The 24,660-nt window shown below is 32.3% G+C and carries 23 protein-coding genes and 11 tRNA genes; 27 read left to right on the top strand and 7 right to left on the bottom strand.

Translation table 11 applies throughout. The features are described from left to right. Positions 1 to 19: 19 nt before the first annotated feature. The 14 genes from B5E79_RS06745 (at position 20) to B5E79_RS06680 (ending at position 6,112) form a co-directional block, all read left to right on the top strand. Positions 20 to 1,489, top strand: coding sequence for a nicotinate phosphoribosyltransferase (locus B5E79_RS06745; protein WP_087297434.1), 1,470 nt, complete (start codon positions 20 to 22; stop codon positions 1,487 to 1,489). Positions 1,490 to 1,515: 26 nt separating this feature from the next. Continuing rightward, entirely contained in the window at positions 1,516 to 2,346 is an 831-nt protein-coding gene (locus B5E79_RS06740) for a prephenate dehydrogenase (protein ID WP_087242826.1), read from the top strand. Between the two features lie 220 nt (positions 2,347 to 2,566). Next, positions 2,567 to 2,641: transfer RNA gene (locus B5E79_RS06735), tRNA-Cys, on the top strand. Between the two features lie 3 nt (positions 2,642 to 2,644). Beyond that, positions 2,645 to 2,733, top strand: a tRNA-Leu gene (locus B5E79_RS06730). An 84-nt stretch (positions 2,734 to 2,817) separates the two neighbouring features. Continuing rightward, positions 2,818 to 2,894: transfer RNA gene (locus B5E79_RS06725), tRNA-Arg, on the top strand. Between the two features lie 14 nt (positions 2,895 to 2,908). After that, positions 2,909 to 2,985 (top strand) — tRNA-Pro (locus B5E79_RS06720). Positions 2,986 to 2,992: 7 nt separating this feature from the next. After that, positions 2,993 to 3,068: transfer RNA gene (locus tag B5E79_RS06715), tRNA-Ala, on the top strand. Between the two features lie 9 nt (positions 3,069 to 3,077). Continuing rightward, a tRNA-Ser gene (locus B5E79_RS06710) sits at positions 3,078 to 3,170 on the top strand. 17 nt (positions 3,171 to 3,187) lie between these two features. Beyond that, positions 3,188 to 3,264: transfer RNA gene (locus B5E79_RS06705), tRNA-Met, on the top strand. Between the two features lie 3 nt (positions 3,265 to 3,267). Then, positions 3,268 to 3,344 (top strand) — tRNA-Asp (locus tag B5E79_RS06700). A gap of 8 nt (positions 3,345 to 3,352) precedes the next feature. After that, positions 3,353 to 3,428 (top strand) — tRNA-Phe (locus B5E79_RS06695). A gap of 26 nt (positions 3,429 to 3,454) precedes the next feature. Next, a tRNA-Met gene (locus tag B5E79_RS06690) sits at positions 3,455 to 3,531 on the top strand. Between the two features lie 40 nt (positions 3,532 to 3,571). After that, positions 3,572 to 3,648: transfer RNA gene (locus B5E79_RS06685), tRNA-Ile, on the top strand. A 127-nt stretch (positions 3,649 to 3,775) separates the two neighbouring features. After that, on the top strand, positions 3,776 to 6,112 hold the full coding sequence (locus B5E79_RS06680; protein ID WP_087297433.1) for an HAD-IC family P-type ATPase: 2,337 nt from the start codon (positions 3,776 to 3,778) through the stop codon (positions 6,110 to 6,112). On the opposite strand, the gene B5E79_RS06675 is transcribed toward B5E79_RS06680, so the two are convergent. Further along, complete coding sequence (locus B5E79_RS06675) at positions 6,104 to 6,649, bottom strand: hypothetical protein (protein WP_087297432.1); 546 nt, start codon at positions 6,647 to 6,649, stop codon at positions 6,104 to 6,106. The genes B5E79_RS06680 and B5E79_RS06675 overlap by 9 nt on opposite strands. A 129-nt stretch (positions 6,650 to 6,778) precedes the next feature. Between B5E79_RS06675 and B5E79_RS06670 the strand changes: the two genes are divergently transcribed. From B5E79_RS06670 to B5E79_RS06660, 3 genes are all read left to right on the top strand, one after another. Further along, the gene (locus tag B5E79_RS06670) at positions 6,779 to 7,792 is read left to right on the top strand and encodes an AI-2E family transporter (RefSeq protein ID WP_087297431.1); all 1,014 of its coding nucleotides are present in this window, start codon (positions 6,779 to 6,781) and stop codon (positions 7,790 to 7,792) included. A gap of 23 nt (positions 7,793 to 7,815) precedes the next feature. Next, a complete protein-coding gene (locus B5E79_RS06665) occupies positions 7,816 to 8,589 on the top strand; it encodes an HAD-IIB family hydrolase (RefSeq protein ID WP_087297430.1) in 774 nt (257 codons plus the stop codon). Positions 8,590 to 8,663: 74 nt separating this feature from the next. Continuing rightward, on the top strand, positions 8,664 to 10,001 hold the full coding sequence (locus B5E79_RS06660) for a citrate synthase (protein WP_087297429.1): 1,338 nt from the start codon (positions 8,664 to 8,666) through the stop codon (positions 9,999 to 10,001). A 9-nt stretch (positions 10,002 to 10,010) separates the two neighbouring features. Here the strand turns inward: B5E79_RS06660 and B5E79_RS06655 are convergent, their stop codons facing one another. Both B5E79_RS06655 and B5E79_RS06650 read right to left on the bottom strand, forming a co-directional pair. Beyond that, a complete protein-coding gene (locus tag B5E79_RS06655) occupies positions 10,011 to 10,508 on the bottom strand; it encodes an MFS transporter (RefSeq protein ID WP_087297428.1) in 498 nt (165 codons plus the stop codon). Positions 10,509 to 10,616: 108 nt separating this feature from the next. Beyond that, on the bottom strand, positions 10,617 to 11,681 hold the full coding sequence (locus tag B5E79_RS06650; RefSeq protein WP_087242746.1) for a branched-chain amino acid aminotransferase: 1,065 nt from the start codon (positions 11,679 to 11,681) through the stop codon (positions 10,617 to 10,619). Between the two features lie 240 nt (positions 11,682 to 11,921). Between B5E79_RS06650 and B5E79_RS06645 the strand changes: the two genes are divergently transcribed. From B5E79_RS06645 to B5E79_RS06630, 4 genes are read left to right on the top strand one after another with little or no spacing between them, the layout of a single operon-like run. Continuing rightward, positions 11,922 to 12,599, top strand: a complete 678-nt coding sequence (locus B5E79_RS06645) for a DUF969 domain-containing protein (RefSeq protein WP_087242744.1) — start codon at positions 11,922 to 11,924, stop codon at positions 12,597 to 12,599. Then, a complete protein-coding gene (locus tag B5E79_RS06640) occupies positions 12,599 to 13,618 on the top strand; it encodes a DUF979 domain-containing protein (protein WP_087297427.1) in 1,020 nt (339 codons plus the stop codon). The genes B5E79_RS06645 and B5E79_RS06640 overlap by 1 nt, the downstream gene beginning before the upstream one ends. A gap of 13 nt (positions 13,619 to 13,631) precedes the next feature. Continuing rightward, on the top strand, positions 13,632 to 14,273 hold the full coding sequence (gene pcp / locus B5E79_RS06635) for a pyroglutamyl-peptidase I (RefSeq protein ID WP_087297426.1): 642 nt from the start codon (positions 13,632 to 13,634) through the stop codon (positions 14,271 to 14,273). Further along, positions 14,273 to 14,731, top strand: coding sequence for a gamma-glutamylcyclotransferase family protein (locus B5E79_RS06630; RefSeq protein ID WP_087297425.1), 459 nt, complete (start codon positions 14,273 to 14,275; stop codon positions 14,729 to 14,731). The genes pcp and B5E79_RS06630 overlap by 1 nt, the downstream gene beginning before the upstream one ends. Positions 14,732 to 14,823: 92 nt before the next feature. On the opposite strand, the gene B5E79_RS06625 is transcribed toward B5E79_RS06630, so the two are convergent. Next, entirely contained in the window at positions 14,824 to 15,345 is a 522-nt protein-coding gene (locus B5E79_RS06625; protein ID WP_087297424.1) for a cysteine hydrolase family protein, read from the bottom strand. 117 nt (positions 15,346 to 15,462) lie between these two features. Here B5E79_RS06625 and B5E79_RS06620 point away from each other — a divergent pair, with 117 nt between their 5' ends. The 5 genes from B5E79_RS06620 to B5E79_RS06600 are packed head-to-tail and all read left to right on the top strand — an operon-like array spanning position 15,463 to position 21,075. Further along, positions 15,463 to 15,696: a FeoA family protein gene (locus B5E79_RS06620; protein WP_087242734.1), complete on the top strand. Its 234-nt coding sequence runs from the start codon at positions 15,463 to 15,465 to the stop codon at positions 15,694 to 15,696. Further along, positions 15,686 to 17,698 (top strand): ferrous iron transport protein B, encoded by a 2,013-nt coding sequence (gene feoB / locus B5E79_RS06615; RefSeq protein ID WP_087297423.1) that lies wholly within the window; start codon positions 15,686 to 15,688, stop codon positions 17,696 to 17,698. The genes B5E79_RS06620 and feoB overlap by 11 nt, the downstream gene beginning before the upstream one ends. Positions 17,699 to 17,709: 11 nt before the next feature. Then, positions 17,710 to 18,351 carry a lactate utilization protein gene (locus B5E79_RS06610; protein WP_087297422.1) on the top strand — a complete coding sequence of 214 codons (642 nt, stop codon included), beginning with the start codon at positions 17,710 to 17,712 and terminating at the stop codon, positions 18,349 to 18,351. A gap of 10 nt (positions 18,352 to 18,361) precedes the next feature. Further along, positions 18,362 to 19,804, top strand: coding sequence for a 4-alpha-glucanotransferase (gene malQ / locus B5E79_RS06605; protein ID WP_087297421.1), 1,443 nt, complete (start codon positions 18,362 to 18,364; stop codon positions 19,802 to 19,804). A 2-nt stretch (positions 19,805 to 19,806) separates the two neighbouring features. Beyond that, entirely contained in the window at positions 19,807 to 21,075 is a 1,269-nt protein-coding gene (locus B5E79_RS06600; protein WP_087297420.1) for a patatin-like phospholipase family protein, read from the top strand. Here B5E79_RS06600 and B5E79_RS06595 read toward each other — a convergent pair. From B5E79_RS06595 to B5E79_RS06585, 3 genes are read right to left on the bottom strand one after another with little or no spacing between them, the layout of a single operon-like run. Further along, complete coding sequence (locus B5E79_RS06595) at positions 21,070 to 21,861, bottom strand: type III pantothenate kinase (protein ID WP_087297419.1); 792 nt, start codon at positions 21,859 to 21,861, stop codon at positions 21,070 to 21,072. The genes B5E79_RS06600 and B5E79_RS06595 overlap by 6 nt on opposite strands. After that, complete coding sequence (coaBC, locus tag B5E79_RS06590; RefSeq protein WP_087297418.1) at positions 21,855 to 23,048, bottom strand: bifunctional phosphopantothenoylcysteine decarboxylase/phosphopantothenate--cysteine ligase CoaBC; 1,194 nt, start codon at positions 23,046 to 23,048, stop codon at positions 21,855 to 21,857. The genes B5E79_RS06595 and coaBC overlap by 7 nt, the downstream gene beginning before the upstream one ends. Before the next feature lie 9 nt (positions 23,049 to 23,057). After that, complete coding sequence (locus B5E79_RS06585) at positions 23,058 to 23,648, bottom strand: ECF transporter S component (protein ID WP_087242720.1); 591 nt, start codon at positions 23,646 to 23,648, stop codon at positions 23,058 to 23,060. Positions 23,649 to 23,890: 242 nt separating this feature from the next. Between B5E79_RS06585 and rbr the strand changes: the two genes are divergently transcribed. Beyond that, positions 23,891 to 24,544 (top strand): rubrerythrin, encoded by a 654-nt coding sequence (gene rbr, locus B5E79_RS06580; protein ID WP_087242718.1) that lies wholly within the window; start codon positions 23,891 to 23,893, stop codon positions 24,542 to 24,544. The last annotated feature ends 116 nt before the right edge of the window (positions 24,545 to 24,660 follow it).

Genomic DNA, 24,660 nt, shown 5'->3' with positions numbered 1-24,660 from the left:
AATGATAGGGGGCTAAATAATGGAAAAAAACTATGTTGGTTGTGAAAGAAATATCACTTTGATCATGGATTTTTATGAATTAACAATGGCTTATAATTATTTTAAATTAGGAAAACAAGATGAAATTGTTTATTTTGATATGTTTTATCGTAAAAATCCTGACCAGGGTGGTTTTGTTATTTTTGCGGGTTTACAGCAGTTAATTGAAGCAATTGAAAATATGCATTTTACTGATGGGGATATTGAATATTTAAGATCATTAAATGTCTTTGATGAAGATTTCTTTGCGTATCTCAAAGATTTTCATTTTACAGGAACTATCTTTTCGGTAAGAGAAGGGACACCTGTTTTTCCATATGAACCATTAATTACAGTGAAAGCTAAACTTATTGAAGCACAGTTGATAGAAACATTTTTATTAGTGACAATTAATCATCAATCTTTAATTGCAACAAAGGCTAGACGTATTGTACAGGAAGCAAAAGGGCGTGCTGTGATGGAATTTGGAGCACGTCGTGCTCAAGGATATGATGGCGCTCATTATGGGGCACGAGCTGCTTATATTGGCGGAGTGGCTGGAAGTGCGACTGTATCTGCTGGAAAAGATTTTGGAATACCTGTATTAGGAACAATGGCACATTCATTTGTACAGTCTTTTGATTCGGAATATGAAGCATTTAAAGCTTATGCTCAAATTTATCCTGATAATTGCGTTTTACTTGTTGATACTTATGATACTTTAAAAAGTGGTGTTCCTCACGCTATACGCGTTGCTGAAGAGGTTTTAGCACCAATGGGGAAAAGATTAAAAGGAATTCGTTTAGACAGTGGAGATATTGCTTATTTAACTAAAAAAGCCAGAATGATGTTAGATGTTGCAGGATTGCATGACTGTAAAATTACAGTTTCTAATTCATTGGATGAGTATTTAATTCGTTCAGTGTTGGAACAAGGCGCTCAGATAGATTCATTTGGTGTAGGTGAAAATATGATTGTCTCTAAATCTTCACCAGTTTTTGGTGGTGTATATAAACTTGCTGCTATTGAAAAAGATGGAGAAATTATTCCTAAAATTAAAATATCTGAAAATACTGAAAAAATTACAAATCCAGGATTTAAAAAAGTTTATCGTTTAATTGAAAAAGAAACTCATAAAGCCATTGCTGATATTATTGCTTTCCATGATGAAGTTTTAGATGAAAATCAAGATCTTACAATTTATCATCAATTAGATGCATGGAAACATAAAACACTTTATGCTGGAACATATGAAATTCAACCATTGCAGACACTTGTGTTTGAAAATGGAAAAAATGTTTATCCATATTATTCTTTAGATGAAATTAGAGCATATTCTAATCAGCAAAAGCAATTATTATGGGATGAAATTTTCCGTTTAGAATACCCTCATTTGTATTATGTTGATTTAACTCAGAAATTATTAGATTATAAGCTAAAAATGTTAGCGAAAGGAAAAAAAGGACATTAGTCCTTTCTTTTTAAAGGATTTTATTTATGATTATTACAGTTGTAGGATTAGGTGTTATTGGTGGTAGTTTTGTTAAAGCTTTAAAAGGAAAAGGATATGATGTTTATGGAGTGGATTGCGATCAGCAGACTTTAGAAATGGCGAAAGCTGAAGGGTGTATTATTGAAGGGTATCTTGATGGACATCAGATTATTTCACAGAGTGATTTAACGATTATTTGTTTGTATCCATCAAAAGTTTTAGATTTTATTTCTGAACATACTTTTAAAAAAGGAAGTATTGTTACAGATGTTGTTGGTATTAAATCATATTTTTTAAATCAAGCCTTATCAAGAATAGATCAGGATGTCGAATATATTAGTGGTCATCCTATGGCTGGTCGTGAAAAAAAAGGCTATTTGTATGCCAGTCAGGAAGTTTTTCAAAATGCAAATTATATAGTTATTCAGCATGAACATAATCAGATAGATAAAATTGATTGGATGCGTCAATTTGTAGGACAACTAGGTTTTAAGAGTGTGAAAATCATGAGTCCTTATGATCATGATGAAATTATTTCCTATACATCACAATTACCACACACATTAGCTGTAGCATTGATGAATAGTGATGATGAAAAATATGAAACAGGTAAATATATTGGAGATTCTTTCCGTGATTTAACGAGAATTGCTAATATCAATGCAGATTTATGGGCAGAACTTTTCTTTCATAATCGTGATTATTTATTGGCTTCTATGGAGCGTTTTGAAAAGCAATTTGATTTGTTAAAACAAGCTATTGCTTCAGGGGATGAAAAATCTTTAAAGGAGATGTTTTGGCAATCATCTAAGCGTAGAGAAAAGTTAGAAAAATAAGTCATCAAAGAATTAAGAGAGTAGATTTATCAATGAAAAGATAAAGATACTCTTTTTATAAAAAAATTATATTTTATAAAATAAAAAAAGCTTTGAATTTAAGAAGTAAAATTAAAATATGGAGTCAAATGAGAGCAATCATTTGTAAAAAAAACGAAAAAAGGTATTGCATAAATGTGGAAAATATTATATACTAGGTGAGCAACGAGTTAAGGAAGTTGGTTCCATAGCCAAGTTGGTAAGGCTACAGACTGCAACTCTGTCATCGTCGGTTCGAGTCCGGCTGGAACCTCCAACTGCCCAGGTGGCGAAATTGGTAGACGCACAGGACTTAAAATCCTGCGGACCTTAAAATCCGTGCCGGTTCGACTCCGGCCCTGGGCACCATTCAAAAAAAGAATTTGAAAAAAATGAAAAAAAGTGTTGCAATTGAATAAGAAATGTGATATTATTGAATGGCACTGTTAAGAGGCGCTAGTAGCTCAACTGGATAGAGTGCTTGACTACGGATCAAGAGGTTGTGGGTTCGATTCCTGCCTAGCGCGCCAATCAAATATACGAACGGGAAGTAGCACAGCTTGGTAGTGCACCTGGTTTGGGACCAGGGGGTCGCAGGTTCGAATCCTGTCTTCCCGACCATTGTAATGGGGCTTTAGCTCAGCTGGGAGAGCGCCTGCTTTGCACGCAGGAGGTCAGCGGTTCGATCCCGCTAAGCTCCACCATTATGTTGCGGAGGTTTACCCAAGTCCGGCTGAAGGGATCGGTCTTGAAAACCGACAGGGGATGAAAGTCCCGCGGGGGTTCGAATCCCTCAACCTCCGCCATTTATTAAATTTCATATCGCGGGATGGAGCAGTCTGGTAGCTCGTCGGGCTCATAACCCGAAGGTCGTTGGTTCAAATCCTTCTCCCGCAACCAAATGGTCTGGTAGTTCAGTTGGTTAGAATGCCGCCCTGTCACGGCGGAGGTCGCGGGTTCGAGCCCCGTCCAGACCGCCATTTATTTTGGTTCCGTAGCTCAGTCGGTAGAGCAGAGGACTGAAAATCCTCGTGTCGCTGGTTCGATTCCGGCCGGAACCACCATTTTTATCAAAAACGATTCACTACATGGCGGGGTAGCTCAGTTGGCTAGAGCAATCGGTTCATACCCGGTGGGTCGGGGGTTCGAATCCCTTCCCCGCTACCATTAAGTTTAATAGTGGTGAATACCACTTTTTATTTTACTTGGACCCTTAGCTCAGTTGGTTAGAGCTATCGGCTCATAACCGATCGGTCGAAGGTTCGAGTCCTTCAGGGTCCACCAAGATGTATGCAACCTCTTTATGAGGTTTTTTTATTTTTTTATATTATAATTTGTGTTATGATATTTTTATGATATTCATATATATTTCATAACAATGTTATATATTGATATAAAAGTAGGTGATTTGATGGATGATATGAAATATATGGGGTTAACATATCAACAGGTAGATGAACGTAAGCAACGAGGGCTTATTAATATATCACATGATAATATTTCAAAAACAAAAAAACAAATTGTTTTAGAACATACTTTGACTTATTTCAACTGTTTAAATGTTTTTTTAGCAGCCATTATTATTTCTACTGGTCGTTGGACCAATTTAACCTTTATGGTTGTCATCTTTATTAATGCTTTTATTGGTATTTATCAGGAGTTTAAGGTTAAGAAAATTATTGATCAGTTAACTGTTGTGACAGTTAAGAAAGTAAAAGTTATAAGAAATCAAGAAGAAATTATTATTCCTACGGAAGAATTGGTTTTAGATGATATTGTTTTTTTAGAAATGGGTAATCAAATAGGAAGTGACTGTATCGTTTTAAGTTCGCAGGGAATGGAAGTTAATGAAGCTATGTTAACTGGTGAATCTGAACCTGTTAAGAAGTATAAAGATGATGAGTTACTTTCAGGTAGTTTTGTAGTTGCCGGAAGTGCTTATGCGAAGGTTATTCGTGTAGGGAATGATAATTATTCCACTAAGCTTGTTCATAAAGCGAAAAATAAAAATAAAGCTTCTTCTGAAATGAAAGATTCTATTGAAAAAGTGATTAAAGTTTTAAGTGTTGTGATTATTCCAGTTGGTATCGTATTGTTTTTTTCACAACGTAGTGCCTTTCCAAATGATTTAGCCAGTGCCATTGTCAAAACTGTAGCTGGTGTCGTTGGAATGATTCCTGAAGGTTTGGTTTTATTAACAAGTTTATCATTTATCATTGGTGTTGGGAAATTGGCGCGTAAAAAGGCCTTGATTCAAGAAATGGAAGCTATTGAAGCTTTAGCAAGGGTAGATGTCTTATGCTTAGATAAAACAGGAACCATTACAACAGGTGAACTCAAAGTTGAAGAAGTGATACCTGTTGAGCCATATCGTTTAAAGGAAATAGAATATATTATGGGTGTGATGGCTCATGAGTTTGATGATGTCAATGCAACGCAATTAGCATTGCAAGACTATTTCTTTAAACAAGACAACGTTATTGTGAATAAACGTATTCCTTTTTCATCTCAAAGAAAGATGCGTGGCTTAAGTATTCAAGGAAATGGTAACTATGTCTTAGGAGCACCAGAATTTTTATTACCATCAGATCATGTTGTTTTAAATCAGGCTGATGAATACGCCCAAAAGGGATTTCGTGTTCTTTTGTTAGGAAAAACAGATTTGATTGATGAACAAGAATCCAAGATTGGTCAAGTCAAGCCAATCGCACTTATTATTATTTATGATTGTATTCGTCCTGAAGCTAAAGAAACATTACATTTCTTTGAAAATGCAAATGTGGATATACGTATATTATCAGGGGATAATCCAGCAACTGTATCTCGTGTTGCGCAATTAGCTGGATTAAAGAATGGTCATCTCTATATTGATGCTTCAACATTACCTGAAGATGATATGGAATTAGAAAATATTGTTGCACATTATCATGTTTTTGGTCGTGTTAAACCAGAACAGAAACAGCGTATTATTAAAGCACTACAGGTAAATGAGCATGTTGTTGGAATGGTTGGAGATGGAGTAAATGATGTTCTGGCACTTAAAGATGCTGATTGTGGTATCGCTATGGCCGTGGGAAGTGATGCTGCTAAACAGGCTGCACATATTGTTTTATTAGATTCTTCTTTCGCATCTATGGTTGATATTGTGAAAGAGGGGAGAGCTATTATTGCAGATATTGAAAGAGTCAGCTCACTTTATTTAACCAAAACAATTTATTCAACAGTATTAGCCTTGATTTTTGCGGTTTTAAGAATGAGTTATCCATTTACACCATTACAGTTAAGTTTAATTAGTGGTTTAGCAATCGGTTTACCTAGTTTCTTGTTGACTCTAGAACGTTCATCGTCTTTATCATCACAAGGTTTTTTGAAACATGTCATTTCGACAGCTTTGCCTTGTGCCCTGACTATGATCATTTATATGTTGGCCATTACCTGGATTGGAAAAGAATTCCATTTTGATGCTAAAATGTTATCTACATATTATTATTTAGTTGCTGGTTTTATCAGTTTTCTGGTCGTTTTTGTTGTATGCTTGCCATGGAATCGTATAAGAGTCATTGTTACGAGTACGATTACAGTTGTTTTTTATCTCATATTGATGATAATGCATGATTTCTTTGAGATTTATTCACTTTTCTCAAAATCATTAATTTTCATTATTCCAATATGTTTGAGCAGTATTTTTGTATTATTGATTTTAAAAAAAGCAATTGTCCTTTTATATCAACACTTTGAATTAACGTAATAATTTTAAATTATAAACTGAAATGTGAGTTTTATCTTTAGATAAAATTTGTTGACATTGTTCTTTAGCTAGATCAAAGAGCTTATAAGGATGAATATTAATGGTTGATACATAAGCACCACATTTGATTTGAAATGAACATGTATGATGTAAGTATTCAAATGTTTTGTTTTTCAGATATGAATGAAATTGAATAAAAGCAATTTCAATCAGTTCTTCATTTGTATTAAACATAACTAAAAAGAAGAAGTTCGATCTTTCATAATAGAGGTGAGCATCACCAAAATCAAAGAATTCATTCATTTTTGTTGCTAAATGTTTTGAAATATGAAAATAAAGTTGAGGATATTCTTCAATATGAAAGGGTACAATTTGATATTCAATATATATTCCTGTTAAAAAGCGTACAGTAGAAGGAATATGTAACTGTTTAAAGAAAGGATATAGATTTTTTTGATAATCAATATGCTGATAGGAAAAATCTGGATCTAAAATTGGAAATTGATATTGATTATTCGTTGAATCATATATATGCATTTTTAATCACCATGATTAACTTTAACATGTTTTCAATAAGAAAAATGTCGATTGTTGTCATGAATTGTAAAAATAAGTCCTGAATGGACTTATTTTTATTTATAAACATATAAATGAATAGGTGAGTCTATGGATAAAAAACAATACCTTATCATTGGGTTTGGTTTATTAATATATATTATTATTTTAAAATATATGTTTTCTTTGCTTTTTCCATTTATATTAGCTATTCTCTGTTTTTTTGTTTTAAAGCCATTGATTGATCGTATTCAACAGTATATTCCATTACAAAAAAGTGCTATAGGTATTTCTTTGCTATTATTTATTTATCTTGCTTTAGCATTCCTTTTGGGCATATTAATAACAGCTTTATTTTGTTTATGTGTTCACTTTTTTCAACAATTGCCTGTGTATTATGATTCTATTTTTTTACCCTTTATATATAAAATAACAAAACTTTTAGAAAATATCTTTTCTTTTGTACCACAAGATTTTGTAATCATCTTTCAAAACTGGATTAATCAGAATATGCTTGATTTCATATCTTTTGCATCATCTTTTATTAAATCCATTCCTTCATTTCTTTTGTCTTTCTTCATATTTGTGATTTCTACATTTTTTCTTGTTTTAGATTATGAAGATATGAAAGGTTGTTTTTTACGACTCTTACAAAAAAAGACATGTTTTCAACTTGTACAGTTTAAAAATAGAGTCTTAAAAAGTTTATGGATTTACATGAAATGTCAGATTATTTTAATGTTTGTAACATTTTTAATTTTATTGATTGCTTTTCTTATTTTAAAGATTGATTCACCATTGCTTTATGCTTTTACAATTTGTTTGCTGGACAGTTTGCCATTTATTGGAATTGGAATTATTTTAATACCTATGATGGTTCTATATTTATTTCAAGGGGCATATATGAAGGCAATTTATTTATTTTGCTTATATCTGATTATTAATATGATACGTAGTTTTCTTGAACCACATATCATGAATAAAGAGATGAAAATTCCTGCTTTTTTATTATTGGTATCTATGGTTTTGCATATTCATTTTTTTGGTATAGCTGGCGTTATTCTTTCACCCATTCATATGAGTTTTATTTATCAGTATTTTCATAAAAGTGAGGATTTGATATAATAAACTTTAGGAAGGTGATGGTTATGAATAAAAAATATTTTTTCTTTGATATAGATGGAACACTTACAAATAAGCAAACAGGTGAATTGATACCTAGTGCAAAAACAACAATCAAAAAATTACAGGACAATGGTCATTTTGTATGTATTGCGACAGGAAGAGCTTATTATAAAACAAAAGAATTTGCGAAAGAAGCAGGATTTCACCATATTGTAAGTAATGGAGGCGCTGCTATTACAATGGATGATCAGCTTATTGAAAATAAACCTTTGGATCGTCAAAAAGCTATTGCGTTATGTCAGGAAGCTCATCAAAAAGGGTTTGGACTTCTTATTTCACCTAATGATAGTATTGATGTTATTATGAATGATGAATTATTTATTCAACAGGTTGGATATAGAAAAGAACCAACTAGATATTTCTTTGATTCATCATTAACTTATCAGGATATTCAAGATTATTATAAAATTTATATTGCTGTGGATGAAAAACATGAACATGAATTAACACTTCTTGATTCAATTGGACATATTCGTTTTATGAAAGAATATTTAACATATCAGCATGATGCTAAAGATGAAGGCATTTTCAAAATGTTAGAGTATGTTCATGGTCAAGCTGAAGATGTCGTTGTTTTTGGGGATGATTATAATGATTTGATTATGTTTAAACCAGAATGGACATCAATTGCAATGGGAAATGCCTGTCAAGAATTGAAAGATAAAGCGAGCTTTATTACAAAAGCAAGTTATGAAGATGGTATTGAATATGCCTGTCAATATTTTGGATGGATTTAAATATCTATTTATTGTATACAATTATACAAAATAGTGATATAATGGATTTAATATAGAAAAAGGGGTGAGAATCTATGAATGATCAAATCCAAGATTTTTTTGAAAAGTCCTTAGTTGAAAATCATATAGATAATGAACTTTATCAAACTTATTCTGTGAAAAAAGGTTTACGTAATGAAGATGGTACAGGAGTATTGGTTGGATTAACTAAAATTTCTGATGTTGTTGGATATAAAATCCAAGATGGAGAAAAAACAGATGATTATGGAAGTCTTTATTATCGTGGTATTAATGCTGAAGACATTATAAATGGTCAAAGAAAAGAGAAAAGATATTTATTTGAAGAAGTGTGTTTTTTAATTCTTTTTGGTTATTTGCCTTCATATGATGAGTTTGAAAAATTCAAAAAAGTTTTAAGTGATCGTTATGAATTGCCTCCACATTATTTAGAGGCCAATATCTTAGGATTTCCAGCTAAAAACTTAATGAATAAATTACAGCAGGAAGTATTGATGTTATATGGTTATGATGATGATCCTGATAATACAAGTATAATAGAAACTCTTAATAAGGGAATTGATTTATTGGCTAAGATTCCAAGTATTGTCTGTTATACATATCAGACAAAAGTTCATTATTTTGATGAAAAGAGTCTGGTTATTCATCATGTTCAAAAAGATTTAAGTATTGCTGAAACGATTTTATCTTTATTGAGAAATGACGGAAAATTTACTCAAAAAGAAGCAGAAGCTTTAGATATTGCATTGGTTTTACATGCAGACCATGGTGGAGGAAATAACTCTACATTTACCAATGTTGTTATTTCTTCAACAGGAACAGATATATATTCTTCAGTAGCAGGAGCTATTGGCTCTTTAAAAGGACCACGTCATGGAGGAGCAAATTTAGCTGTAAAAAAACAAATGGAAAACGTTATTGAAGAAATATCATTAGATGCAACTGATGATCAAATAAAAATGATTATTAATCGTATTTTGGATAAAGATTTCAATGATGGCAGTGGTCTTGTTTATGGAATTGGACATGCTGTTTATACATTAAGTGATCCTCGTAGTGAGATGTTAAGTCAAATCTGTGAGGAATTAGCCATTGAAAAAGGGCGTCATCAGGAATATTTATTTTATAAACGTTTTGGTGAAATTGCTGTTCAAGAAATTTATCAACGAAAAGGAATCCATGTCTGTACGAATGTCGACTTTTATAGTGGGCTTGTTTACAATATGTTGAATATACCGAGTGATCTTTATACATTATTATTTGTTGTTGCAAGAACAGTAGGGTGGATCGCACATAATGTAGAAAACAAATTATATTCAAACCGTATTATCAGACCAGCCACAAAATATGTTGGGACATTAAAAGACTATCAGCCAGTTGAAAAACGTAAATAAAAAGCAAGTCTAAGCTTGCTTTTCTTTTTGCATTTTTAAACGATAAGTTAATGATGATGGATGCTTTTGGCCAATAGCAATATAAATAAGAATAGATAAAATATTTGCTATAGCAATGATAGCAAACATATAATTATATCCAATCATATCAATCAAAACACCAGCGATTCCTCCACCTAAACCAATTCCCATATCATAAGCACATAGAAATGTTGAATTGACTGCACCTCTTCTTTGAGGTGGTGCAATACTCACGGCCATAGATTGTAAGGCGAGTTCAATTCCTCTAAAGACATAACCAGAAAGAGCTGCTGAAAGAAGAAAAGTGATGTTATGAGGAATGAAAGCTATCAGGAATAATGCAATAAACATACACATATGACATGTGTAAACAAAGATAACTTCCTCTTTTTGATTGGCCACTTTTCCTATGAAAATTCTTGTTAAGAATAACATGACAGCCACAATTGTAAAATATATTCCTCCTTTAAATGACAAAAAAGGCATAAGTCCATAATCTGGACTTACACCTTTTCGTTGCTCGATAACGTTGATATTATAGCAAAATCATTTTTAAAATGCAAAAGTTTGTTTAAACAAATCTCTATATGTTCATTATTTAACAACTTTTGTCCAATGATATTTATCTTCAAGACGACCCCATTGAATACCTGTTAGAGTGTCATAAAGTTTTTGTGTGAGAGGACCTGTTTTAAAGTCATGAATCGTTATTTTTTCACCTTTATAACAAAGTTCACCAATTGGAGAAATAACAGCAGCTGTACCCGTTCCCCATGCTTCTTTTAATTGACCAGTACGACCCGCTTCCATGAGTTCATCAATACTTAAATCACGTTCTTCTACTTTATATCCCATATCTTTTAAAATATGTATAATAGAATCTCTTGTCACACCAGGTAAGACAGAACCTTCAAGCGCCGCTGTCACAACGGTATCACCAATAAGGAACATGACATTCATAGTTCCAACTTCTTCAACATATTTTCTATGAACACCATCTAACCAAAGAACCTGTGTATATCCGTTCTGTTCAGCTTTGACTTGTGCAGCAATGCTGGCAGCATAATTTCCACCACATTTTGTAAAACCAGTACCACCTTTGACCGCTCTGACAAATTCATCTTCAACCCAAATTTTCACTGGGTTTACACCTTCAGGATAATAAGCACCTACTGGTGAAAGAATGATGATGAAACGATAACTGTCAGCAGGATGTACCCCAACGCCTGGTTGAGAAGCATACATAAATGGACGAATATATAAAGATGTATCTGGTGCAGTTGGAATCCAATCTTGTTCAAATTTAACAATGGCTTCAACCGCTTCTACAAACATATCTTCAGGAAGTTCAGCCATACATAGACGTTTGTTAGAATTAATCATACGTTTTCCATTCATTTCTGGTCTGAAAAGTAAAATATCGCCATTTGGATTACGGTAAGCTTTTAATCCTTCAAATGTTTCTTGAGCATAGTGTAAAACCATTGTGGCTGGATCCATTGGGATGGGTCCATAAGGGACAATGCGTGCATCATGCCAACCTTGATCTTTATCCCAATCCATAATGAACATATGATCAGTAAAATATTTTCCAAAACCTAACTGATCTTGATTAGGTTTTTCTTTTAAAGTTTGTGCTTTTTCAATTCTTATTTCCATAAAAATCCCCCTTTTTGATTAAAGAAATTATACTCTTTTTTAAAGTTGTATACAATGTTTTTTTGAAATGAAATAATGAAAAAACGTTATATTTTCTATAATTCATAAATTTGTTTATAAAAAATTGTTATATTGGTATAAAATGGTGATGAACAACTTTAGTGAAAAGGACATTGAGTTGCAAGAAACAGAAAAATCATATATAATATTTTTGTTAACATTTTGAAAGGGAGTGTATTTGTGGAGTATATAACACTGATTGGAATCGTTATCATCGTTGTAGGATTTGCCTTAAAATTAGATGTTTTAGCGACCGTTATTATTTCAGGAATTGTGACTGGTTTAGTTTCTGGAATGAGTTTTATTGAAATATTAGAAATCTTAGGAAGTTCATTTGTTTCTAATCGTTTAATGTCAATTTTCTTAATTATTTTCCCAGTTATTGCGATTATCGAAAGATATGGTTTAAAAGAAAGAGCCGCATATTTAATTGGTAAAATAAAAAATGCATCGGCTGGAAAAGTCTTAGCGATTTACTCTGTTATTCGTACTATTGCTTCTGCATTAAATATTAGAATTGGTGGGGTAGTACAGTTTGTAAGACCATTAATTTATCCAATGGCTCAAGCAGCAGGTGAAAAAGTTAAAGGTGGAGAGTTAGATGAAAAAGAAGAAGAATCATTAAAAGGATTATCTTCTGCAGTAGAAAACTATGGAAACTTCTTTGCACAAAACTGTTTCCCAGCTGCCAGTGGTGTTGTTTTGATGTATGGAACAATGGCTGAAGCAGGATTTACAGAAGTGACTCTTGCATCCATTGCAACGGCTTCTATATATATTGCGGTTATTTCTGTAGCATTAACATTTGTTCAAGTCTTTTTATATGACAGAAAAATCAAGAAGGGAGGAAATAAATAATGTTAGACTTTTTAACAATCTATCTTCCTGAATTCTTCTATGTTTTATGTGCATTTGTAAGTTTTGATACTGCTTATCGTGCAACACGTAATAAAGAAGCAAAAGTAGGAACAACATTATTCTGGGCTTTATTAGGTGTCATTTTTATGTTAGGGAAATTACTTCCTAATGTTTTAATTGGAGCTATGCTTGTTGTTATGGGATGTTTAACAGCAACAAATCAGGTGAAAATGGGTGAATTTACAGAATCAACTCATGAATTCCGTCAACAAGCGAGTGAAAAATTAGGAAATAAAATCTTTATTCCTGCTGTTTCTATTGGGGTTATGGCTTTAATTTTATCTTTAATTCAATATAATGCTGAAACAGCACAAACATTTTTCTTGAAATTAAGTAATTTCTTTACTTTACAATTATTTTCATTTGGTAGCAGTGCAGGAAATCCAACTGCATTAGATGGTGCCGTTATGACAGGAATTGCATGTCTTGTAGCACTTGTTTTAGCGATGATCATTTGTAAACCAAAATTATCTGAAACACGTAGTGATACATCACGTTTATTAATGCAAGTAGGAGCTTCTTGTTTATTACCACAGTTGTTAGGAGCTTTAGGAAGTGTTTTTAATGAAGCAGGTGTTGGAGATGTTATTTCAAACATTATTTCAAGTGTTATCCCATCTGGTAATATTGTGATTGGTGTTATTGTTTATGTTTTAGGTATGGTTATCTTTACAATGATTATGGGTAATGCTTTTGCGGCATTTACCGTTATTACCATTGGTATTGGGATTCCATTTGTTATTAATCAAGGTGGAGATCCATCAATTGTAGCTGCTTTAGGTATGACAGCTGGATATTGTGGTACACTATTAACGCCAATGGCAGCAAACTTCAATATCGTTCCTTGTGCTGTTTTAGAAACAAAGGATCAAAAATGGGCTGTCATTAAATCACAGCTTCCAATGGCTTTGATTATGATTGTTATTCATATTGTATTAATGCTTGTCTTAGCATTTTAGGAGGTTATAAAAGATGAAAATTTTAGTGACTGGTTTTGACCCATTTGGTGGAGATAAAATTAATCCCGCGATTGAATCTGTAAAATTATTGCCTGATGAAATTGCAGGAGCTCAGATTATAAAATTAGAAATTCCAACAATTTGTCATCAATCTTTAAATGTCATTGATGAAGCAATTGCTAAATATGATCCAGATGTTGTTTTATCTATTGGCCAGGCTGGAGGACGTACAGCTATCACTGTTGAAAGAATTGGAATTAATATTGATGATTGCCGTATTCCTGATAATGCTGGGCAACAGATTATTGATGAACCTGTTTTTGAAGATGGACCTGCAGCTTATTTTTCTAATTTGCCAATAAAGGCCATGGTTGCACGAATTTGTGAAAAGAATATACCAGCTGCAGTATCTAATACGGCAGGGACATTTGTATGCAATCATGTGTTATATGGAGTTAGACACATAATTGAAACGAAATATCCAGGGAAAAGAAGTGGATTTATACATATTCCATTTTTACCAGAACAAGTTATTGAAAGAGCAAACACTGCAAGCATGAGTTTATCAACTATAGTAGAAGGTTTATGCGCAGCTATTGAAGCTATTGTAGATACTAAAGAAGATTTAAAAGTAACAGGTGGAGCGACACATTAATGGCAAAAGTATTTGTATATGGAACTTTAAGACAAGGTATGTATAATTATGACATTTATTTAAAAGATCAAGCAACATATTGTGGTCATGGTTATATAAAAGGAAGTTTAATGACAATTATTGGTAAAATTTATCCTGCTTATTTATGTGAAGGTCAGGATATGATTTTTGGTGAAGTTTATGATGTTAATGATCAGACTTTAGCTCATCTTGATGAGTTAGAAAGCTATTTTGGTAAAGATTGCCAGAATAATGAATATAATAAAATTTATATGGATATTTTAGATAATGCTGGAAAAGTCAAAGATCAAGCATATGTTTATGAGTTTAATATGGATAATCCTATGAATGTCAATCTTTTAGGTAAAGATATCCTAGAACATGATTATGTTCAATATATGCAAAAGAAAAAATTAAATTCACAAAATTTATTTGATGATGAAGATATGTTTTATTAAAGAGTGTTTATATTGAAACAAGTCTATTATAAATGTAAAAAACCACGTCTTTTGAATGAACTCTAAAAGTTCAATTCATGGCGTGGTTTTTACTATTCAATTATTTCTATTTGTAAAGACTTCATAACGTCAATACTTTTTTGATGAGTGATTTGATCACTGCTGGCACAACCTTTTAAATCTACACGTACGGGCGTGTCAGGTAAAGCTGATTTGACCATAATCGCATTCGATAAAACACAAATATGAGAAACAAGTCCAACTAAAGTAACACTTTCATATTCTTTATTTTTTAAATCATTAGCCATTTCTAAAGATGGAAATGTTTCTTTCTTATAGCAGGTACAATCACTTAATAATTCTTTCACTTTTCCATATAACTGCCATCCTGGTGTATTTTCTATACAATGGGCAATAGGAAGATGCAATCCTTCATAAGTCTGTAGATAATTTGTTTGATGTGTATCCATTGTATAGATAATATCATCATGATTTTGTTGGAATGTCTGAATTAAATGGACAATATGATTTTCTAGTTGAGGAGCTTCATCAAATCCTAAACTACCAGTCACAAAGTCATTTTGAAAATCAACAACAATTAATAATTTTTTCATGTTTTCACCTCAATATTATTTTACTGCTTGTTTGAAGCATGTCAATGATATTGAAAAAGATAATATTTTCATTGTTTAAAAAATGCGTTATAATGGGTAGGTAGATGAGGTGAGGGTATGACATTAGATCAGATGAGTCCTCAAACATTGGTACAGATTGTATCTGTTAATGGTAAAGGACTTTTGAGAAGACGCTTATTAGAAATGGGTTTAACACCCCATACATTAGTGAAAATCAGGAAAGTGGCACCTATGGGGGATCCAATAGAAGTTTATTTAAGAAGCTATGTTTTGACTTTGAGGAAAGAGGATGCTGCCTTGATTGAAGTGAGGGTGGTTGATGATGAGTAAAAAAATTGCTTTAATTGGTAATCAAAATTGTGGGAAGACAACATTATTTAATGCTTTGACTGGTTCTTCTCAGCATGTTGGGAATTTTCCTGGCGTTACTGTTGAACAAAAAACAGGATTCATAAAAAAACATAAAGATGAATTAGAATTAATAGATTTACCTGGTATTTATTCATTATCACCTTATACAGCTGAAGAAATCGTTTCTATTCGTTATTTATTGGAAGAAAAACCATGTTTAATTATTAACATTATTGATGCAACGAATATGGAACGAAATCTTTATTTAACAACTCAATTATTAGAATTAAATATTCCTATGATTCTGGTTTTAAATATGATGGATGAAGTGATTACGAGTGGTAATAGCATTGATATTGATGGCTTAAAGGAACGTTTAGAAATGGATATTGTTCCTATTTCAGCAAGTAAAAATGAAGGTATTGAAGATGTTATAACGGCTATTGAAAATAATTTAGATAAGCCATCACAACATATTGATATTTGTCATGGTGTTGTGCATAAAGCTATTCATTCTATATCACATATCGTTGAACAGAGTGCACAATCTTTACAGTTGCCTTTACGTTATTGTGTGACAAAGATTATTGAAGGTGATGATGAGATGTTTGATCAATTGCATATTGATCAGGGAGATCGTCATATTATTGAGCATATTTTACAGAAGATGGAAGAAGAAGCAGGGACAGACCGTGAGGCAGCACTTGTTGATATGCGTTATTCTTTTATTGAAGATGTATGTAAGCAAACTGTTTTTATAGAAAGTGAAACAAAAGAACAAATTCGTTCTGAGAAAATTGATCGTTTATTGACACATAAATATTTAGGAATTCCTATTTTTATTCTTATTATGTTGTTGATCTTTTATTTGACATTTTCACTTATTGGAGCACCATTACAAGATTTAATGGATTCTATTATTGGAGAATTTTCAAATATGATCATTCGCCTTCTAGAACAATATGATGTTGCTTTTTGGTTACGTTCTTTAGTTGGAGATGGTATTTTGGCAGGTGTTGGAAGCGTATTATCATTTCTACCAGTGATTGTGATTTTGTTTTTCTTTTTATCAATGCTGGAAGATAGCGGTTATATGGCACGTGTTGCATTTGTCATGGATAAGGCGTTGAGAAAAATAGGATTATCAGGACGTTCTTTTGTACCTATGTTAATTGGTTTTGGATGCAGTGTTCCAGCTATTATGGCAACACGTACCTTATCCAGTGATCGAGATCGTAAGATGACAATTATTTTAACGCCATTTATGTCTTGTAGTGCAAAACTGCCTATTTATGGAATGATTATTGCGGCTTTCTTTCCTCATAAAGCAGCAATAGTCATGATAAGCATTTACTGTATTGGAATTTTAGTCGCTATTATTTCTGCTTTATTATTGAAAAATACGATATTTATTGGTGAACCTGTTCCATTTGTATTGGAGCTTCCAGCTTATCGTATTCCAACTTTAAAAAATGTCTATTTAAATGTTTTAGATAAAGCAAAGGATTTTATCCATAAAGCCTTTACTATCATTTTTATGGCTTCTATTGTGATATGGTTTTTACAAAGTTTTAGTTTTACTTTTGATTTTGTCACAGACAGTTCGCAAAGTATTTTAGCTGCAATCGGTTCATTTGTATCACCTATTTTTGCACCACTTGGTTTTAATGATTGGCGTGCTTCAACAGCTTTAATGACAGGTATTACTGCAAAAGAGTCAGTTGTTTCTACTTTAACTGTTTTAACACAATCTTCTTCAACAGCAGCTTTAAATCAAGCATTAATTGGCATTTTTACACCATTAAGTTCTTTTACATTTTTAGTTTTTACCGTTTTATATATGCCTTGTGTTGCTGCTTTTGCTGCAACAAAACGTGAATTACGTTCATGGCCTCAGGCAATTTTAACAGTCATGTTTCAAACCGGAATGGCATATCTGGTTGCGTTTGTTATCTATCAGTTAGGACAATTGCTATTATAGGAGGATAAAAAATGGAAGAAAATTATCAAACATTATTACGTATGAAAGAAAATCAGTTAATAAAGGCTTTTGAAAAAAATCAGATGTCATGTATGATTGTCAAGGATGAAAATGAATTAAAACAATATTTAAGAACTGTTTTAAAGGATCAAAAGAAAGTTGCTGTAGGAGGAAGTGTCACATTATCACAATTAGGAATTATTGATTTGATAAGGGAAAGTGATGTACAGTTTATAGATCGTTATGAAATGGGATTATCTCAAGAACAAGTGAAAGAACGTTTAAGAGAAGGGCTATTGGCAGATATATTTATTACAGGAACTAATGCTTTGACAATGGATGGATGTTTATATAATATAGATGGTACAGGGAATCGTGTAGCTGCAATGATCTTTGGTCCTAAAGATGTTTATGTTATTGCTGGAATAAATAAAATCTGTGCGAATGAACAGGAAGCGATTGAACATATACGTCAATATAGTGCACCAGCTAATGCTTTACGATTGCATAAGCATACACCTTGTACAAAGTTAGGACAATGTCAGGATTGTTTAAGTGACGAACGTATTTGCAGCAGTTATGTTAAACTTGCTTATCAGGGACAAAAAAATCGTATTCATGTCATTATTATTGAGGAAAATATAGGTTATTAGGTGAAGAGTTATGAAAAAAACAGGTATATTATTTCCTATTTCAGCATTGCCTAGTGTATATGGAGTAGGAGATTTTGGTCAAAATGCATATCAATTTATTGATAAAATAGCCGCAGCACATCTTGAAATTTGGCAGATACTGCCATTAAATCCATTAGGATATGGTCATTCCCCATATCAGCCTTTATCAAGTCATGCTGGTGATGAAATTTATTTAGATATCGAAGCTTTTATTGAAGCAGGGTTATTATATCCTGATGAAGTTCACATTGATAATCAACAGAGTTTATATGTAGATTATGCAAAGGTAAGAAAACAAAAACAAGCATATTATCGTTTGGCATTTTCACGTTTTCACGGTGATCAGCAATATCAGGAATTTGTTGAAAAAAATAAGTCATGGCTTTATTCATATGCTATTTTTAGAGTTTTTAAATCACATCATCATGAACGTTCATGGGTTGAATGGTCAGAAGAATATAAAAATTATCAACATGATCAATCTTTTTCATTATTGCCGTTTACTAAGAATATTGATTATCAAATTTTCTTACAGTATTTCTTTTTCTTACAGTGGCAACAACTCAGAGATTATGCGCACAAAAAAAATATTGAAATTATTGGAGATATGCCTATTTATGTAGGATTAGATTCGGCGGATGTTTGGCAAAACAGAGAATGCTTTTTATTAGAAGAAGATGGGACACCTTCATTTGTAGCAGGTGTACCTCCTGATTATTTTAGTAAATTTGGACAACGTTGGGGAAATCCTATTTATAATTGGGATTATTTAAAACAACATCATTATGCCTTTTGGGTTGAACGTATGAAAGCGAGTCAACAAATGTATGATCGTGTTAGAATTGATCATTTCAGGGGATTTGATACGTATTGGAAAATTCCAGCGAGTGAACCGACTGCAGTTATTGGAGAGTGGGTTGAAGGACCAAGTTATGATTTATTTGATACTCTGTATTCATCAATTGATCATTTGTCTATTTTAGCTGAAGATTTGGGTGATTTAAGAGATGAAGTTTATCAGTTGAGAGATCATTATCATTTAAAAGGTATGTATGTTTTTCAGTTCCATTATGTCTATGATTTTGATTTTTCAAAAGTTGTTGTTTATAGTGGAACACATGATAATGATACTTTAGTTGGATGGCTCAATACTTTAGATGAAGATGAATATAAAAAATTAGAAGAACTATTACAAGATTATTCACAAAAACATATGTATCAGAAAATCTTAAATTATTGTTTAGATTTAGATGCCAAAGAAGTTATTATTCCATTTTGGGATTTGATGGGCAAAGATACATCTTGCCGCTTTAATGTACCAGGGAAAATTGGTTCTCCTAACTGGGAATATCATTTAACAGATTTTCAGGAATTTGATGTCTATTTAGAACAGTTCTCTCATATGATAAAAGAGAGCAAAAGGGGAGATTAATTTTGAAAAAAGCAATTGTTTTCGCTGGAGGAGGAGCCAAGGGTGCTTATGAAGCTGGGTTTATAAAAGCTATTCATGAAGCGCAAATGGATTATCAGATAGTAACGGGAACATCTATAGGAGCTTTAAATGCCTGTTTGTTAGCGCAAAAGGATATAGATGTTCTTTTGCATTTATGGGAAAATATTGAAGAAAAAGATGTTTTTGAAGGGGGCTTACCAGATTTGAGTTTTGATTTTGATCATATGCTTGATCAATCACATCTGGTTATTTCATTTTTTAAGAATTATATGAAAGAAAAAGGTGCTGATATTACACCTTTAAAACATTTGATACGCCGGTTATTAAATGAAGATAAACTTCTTCAATCATCAATTGATTTTGGATTATGTACAGTACAATTTCCATCACTCAAACCCTTGTATATAACAAAAGAAGAAATGCCACGTCAACATATTTATGATTATTTATTAGCCAGTGCCTCTTGTTTTCCATTGTTTCCTATTCATCGCTTTCAAGATCAGGCGTATATTGATGGAGGATATTATGATAATGTTCCCATTGATTTAGCTTTAGCTATGGGAGCAGATGAAGTATTAGTCATTGATATGAGTTATCCTGTTAAGCATTCCCATTATTTGCATCGTCCTCATATTCATTATACGTATCCAACTGTTGAACTCAGTGGATTTATGGATTTTTCTAAAGAATCTATTCAACGTTCACTACGTTTAGGATATCAGCAGGGTCAAAAAGCAATGAACAAGTATGTTGGTCATAAATATACATTTTTACCATTTCAAACTGTCTTATTTGAAAAAACTTATCAAAATATTTTATTGATAGAAAGATATATACGTCAATATACAAAAAGTAGTAGTCAAGATCATCTTTATCAGCAGTTTCTAGAGGCACATTTTCAAGAGCCTTTACAAAAAGAAGATTATTTATATATTTTACTCGATTGGATCTGTGAAATTTTAGGACGTGATGAGAGTTATGTTTATCAGTTTGACATATTCGTTCATGATTTACTCCAAGATTTTCAAGAATATCTGCAAAAAGATTTTTCTGTTTTATTAAATGGTGATTTGCACATTCTTAAACATATGAATAATAAAGGAATTGTAGGCATCATTCTACATTTTCTGCTTTATCCTGAACATGATAAAATTGGAAATGAAAGATTGATGACATTATTTGATAAACAATATGTTATAGCTCAATTGATTAAAATGATATATATAGAAGAAAAACAAGGTTCATTATAAACCTTGTTTTTCATATAAATTCTTTTTTGTTTTATCATAAATGATTTTAAGACCTTTAAATGTAAGATCAGCATCATAAATATCAATGAAATCTGTTTCTTTAGCAATCATTCTTCCTAAACCACCAGTTGAAATGACTTTCATATCTTGTTGATATTCTTTTTTGATTTGTTTAATCAAATATTCCGTTTGTCCAATATATCCAAAGAAGACACCAGCCTGCATACTTTTGATAGTATTTTTAGCAATCACTCGTTCTGGTTTTTGAATTTCAATTTCAGGAAGTTTAGCTGCCTGAGAAGACAATGCAGTCGCACAAATACCTATTCCTGGAGCAGTTGCTCCACCTAAAAACTCTCCTTTTTCACTCACAACATCATAAGTTGTAGCAGTCCCAAAATCAATAACGAGGCAAGGACCACCATAAGTATAATAAGCACCAGCGGCATCAACCAGACGGTCAGCACCTAAAGTTGAAGGATTATCAATACGAATATCAATACCAGTTTTGACACCTGGGCCAATAAAGATAGGATTTTTATGTAAATATTTTTTGATACAGTTAGTAAATGAATAGTTGATTTTTGGTACAACACTACTAATAATAATATCTTGAATATCATCAGCAGATATTGAAGAAGCGCTCAAAAAAGATAATAACATAAATCCATATTCATCAGATGTTCTTTGGAATTTTGTTGTTAAACGATAAGTTCCAATTAACTGATCTTGATGATAGATTCCCATTGTAATATTTGTATTTCCAATATCAATAACAATTAACATTTTTCTTCCTCCAACTTTTTCATTTGATTTAAGATAATGTAAGCTAATTCCTGTTTAGACATCTTTTGATAATCTGTGATTTCTTGCTGTGTTAAAATACTGACGACATTGGTATCTCCTTGAAAACCTGCGCCATCTGTTTTTAAATGATTAGCCACAATCATATCGCAGTTTTTCTTTTGTAGCTTCATTTGAGCATTTTCAATAAGATGACTTGTTTCCATCGCAAAACCACAAATCACCTGAGATGCTAAACGTCTTTTCCCAATTTCTAATAATATATCTTTGTTTTTATGAAGTTCCAATGTAAGTGTATCTGTATGCTTTTTGATTTTCTCATCAGCTATTTCATTGCAGGCATAGTCACCCACAGCAGCAGACATAATCATATAATCATATTCTTTAACACGCTGAATGATTTGATGATACATATCGTTTGCACTGATCACATCAATAACATTGACTCCATGTGGCTTTTTGAGATGCGTAGGTCCACTGACAAGCGTGACATTGGCCCCTAATTGGAAAGCAGCTTTCGCAAGCGCATAGCCCATTTTACCACTTGAGTGATTGGTAATAAAACGAACAGGATCCAGACTTTCTTGTGTAGGTCCAGCACTGATTAATATGTTTTTACCTGAAAGTGTTTTTGGTGCTAACATATAATCAATCATTTCTAATAAAGTGTCTTCATCTGCCAGTTTTCCATTTCCTGTATCACCACAGGCTAATAATCCTGAGATAGGTTCTACAAAAACAACACCTGTTTCTTTTAATAACTGCATGTTCTTTTGTGTGATTGGATTTTCATACATATGAACATTCATTGCAGGCGCAATGAGTTTTGGACATGTGGCAGCTAAAAAAGCACTTGTTAGCATATTATCAGCCATACCATATGCCAGTTTTGCAATCGTATGAGCACTGGCAGGGACAACCATAAATAAGTCAGCATCTTTGACAATATCTACGTGAGTAATGATAGCTGGATTTTCATCATCAAATGTATCCACATAGACTTTACGTTTTGTCAGCGACTGAATACAAACAGGAGTCACAAAACGTGTAGCACTTTCGCTCATCATGACTTCAATCTGATATCCCTGTTTCACTAAATCACTAATGAGCTGTATGCTTTTAAAAGCCGCAATACTTCCTGTAATACCAATAATTATTTTTTTTGACATTTTTTCACCTTATTTCTTAATTTGAATTAAAATACGTGAAACAATAACAGAAATAATTGTTCCAACAATAGCTTCTAACAAACCAGTTGTCGCAATGATCGTGAGAAGATAGGGCATCAATTTTGAAAATGTCATGCCTAAAGCTGAAGCATATTGATTTCCAAAGAAAAGATAAATACCACCCAATACAAGAATTGTATTTGTCATTGCACCTAAAAAAGAACCTAGACTCATTGCTAATATAGGATGTTTTTTCCATTTTTCATAAATCATTCCAGCAACATATCCAATACAGACCCTAGGAATGATCGCAATCACTAAACTCCAAAATGAGCCACTTATAAATGGTGAGAAAACAAAAGATGTAATGGTTGGCTGAATTGTATTTATAAATAGACTTGATAAGCCAAAAACCAGACCAACTTGAGCACCTTTATTTTTCCCTAAGACAATCCCTGCAATAATAACAGGAATATGCAAAGTTGTGGCACGTAATGGACCAATAGGAATAAAACCTAGAAAAGGAACCATAACCATTAAAATTTCAATGGCAATAAAAAGCGACATGAATGCAAGATTCTTAGTTTTTTGTTTATTCATTTGTACCTCCACTGTCATTTCTATCATAGAATACGACGTTTTCATAAGTTTAAAAAAGAAAAGTTAGTGCTTGATAAAAGTCACTACTGACGATATTCTTTTTTCATTTCACATTATACATGGTTATCTTTTTAAAAGCAATGTATAATATTATTAATAATAATTACTATTATTAAAAAAGTCCTTGCTTTATTATTTTTAAGGTGTATAATGAAGATAGATGAACAAGGAGGAAAAAGAAAATGTCAAAATGGATTTGTAAAATTTGTGGATATGTTCATGAAGGAGAAACAGCTCCAGAACAATGTCCAATCTGTAAAGCTCCAGCAAGTCAATTTGAAAAAGTTGAAGAAGAAAAGAAATCTAAATATGCTGGAACAAAAACTGAAAAGAATTTAATGGAAGCTTTTGCAGGTGAATCTCAAGCAAGAAATAAATATACTTATTTTGCTGAAATGGCAAGAAAAGAAGGTTTAGAACAAATTGCTGCTATTTTTGAAGAAACAGCTAACCAGGAAAAACAACATGCAAAAATGTGGTTTGCTGAATTCCATGGTATTGGTTCAACTGATCAAAACTTAGAAGATGCTGCTGCTGGAGAAAATGAAGAATGGACTGATATGTACAAACGTATGGCTCAAGAAGCAAGAGAAGAAGGTTTCGAAGAATTAGCTATTAAGTTTGAAAATGTCGGTAAAGTTGAAAGATCACATGAAGCACGCTATTTAAGATTATTAAAAAATTATAAAGAAGGAAAAACATTCAAAGGGGATGCCCCAAAAGGATGGAAATGTAGACAATGTGGTTTCATTTATGAAGGAGAAGAAGCTCCTGAAAGATGTCCAACATGCGGTTATCCAAAAGCATATTTCGAAAGAATGACTGAAAATTATTAATCTAATCTGGTAAGTGATGAGAACTTCTCATCACTTTTGTTTCTATTGCGACTTTATGCTATGTTATATATAATAGGATACATAAAGCAATGGTTTTTAAAGAAGGTGAAAGTGAT

The sequence above is a fragment of the Massilimicrobiota sp. An134 genome, assembly GCF_002160815.1.
In the GTDB taxonomy this organism is placed as follows: domain Bacteria; phylum Bacillota_I; class Bacilli_A; order Erysipelotrichales; family Coprobacillaceae; genus Allocoprobacillus; species Allocoprobacillus merdigallinarum.
Note: the sequence above shows the minus strand (reverse complement) of the source record. Positions and strands in the feature narration are given on the sequence as shown.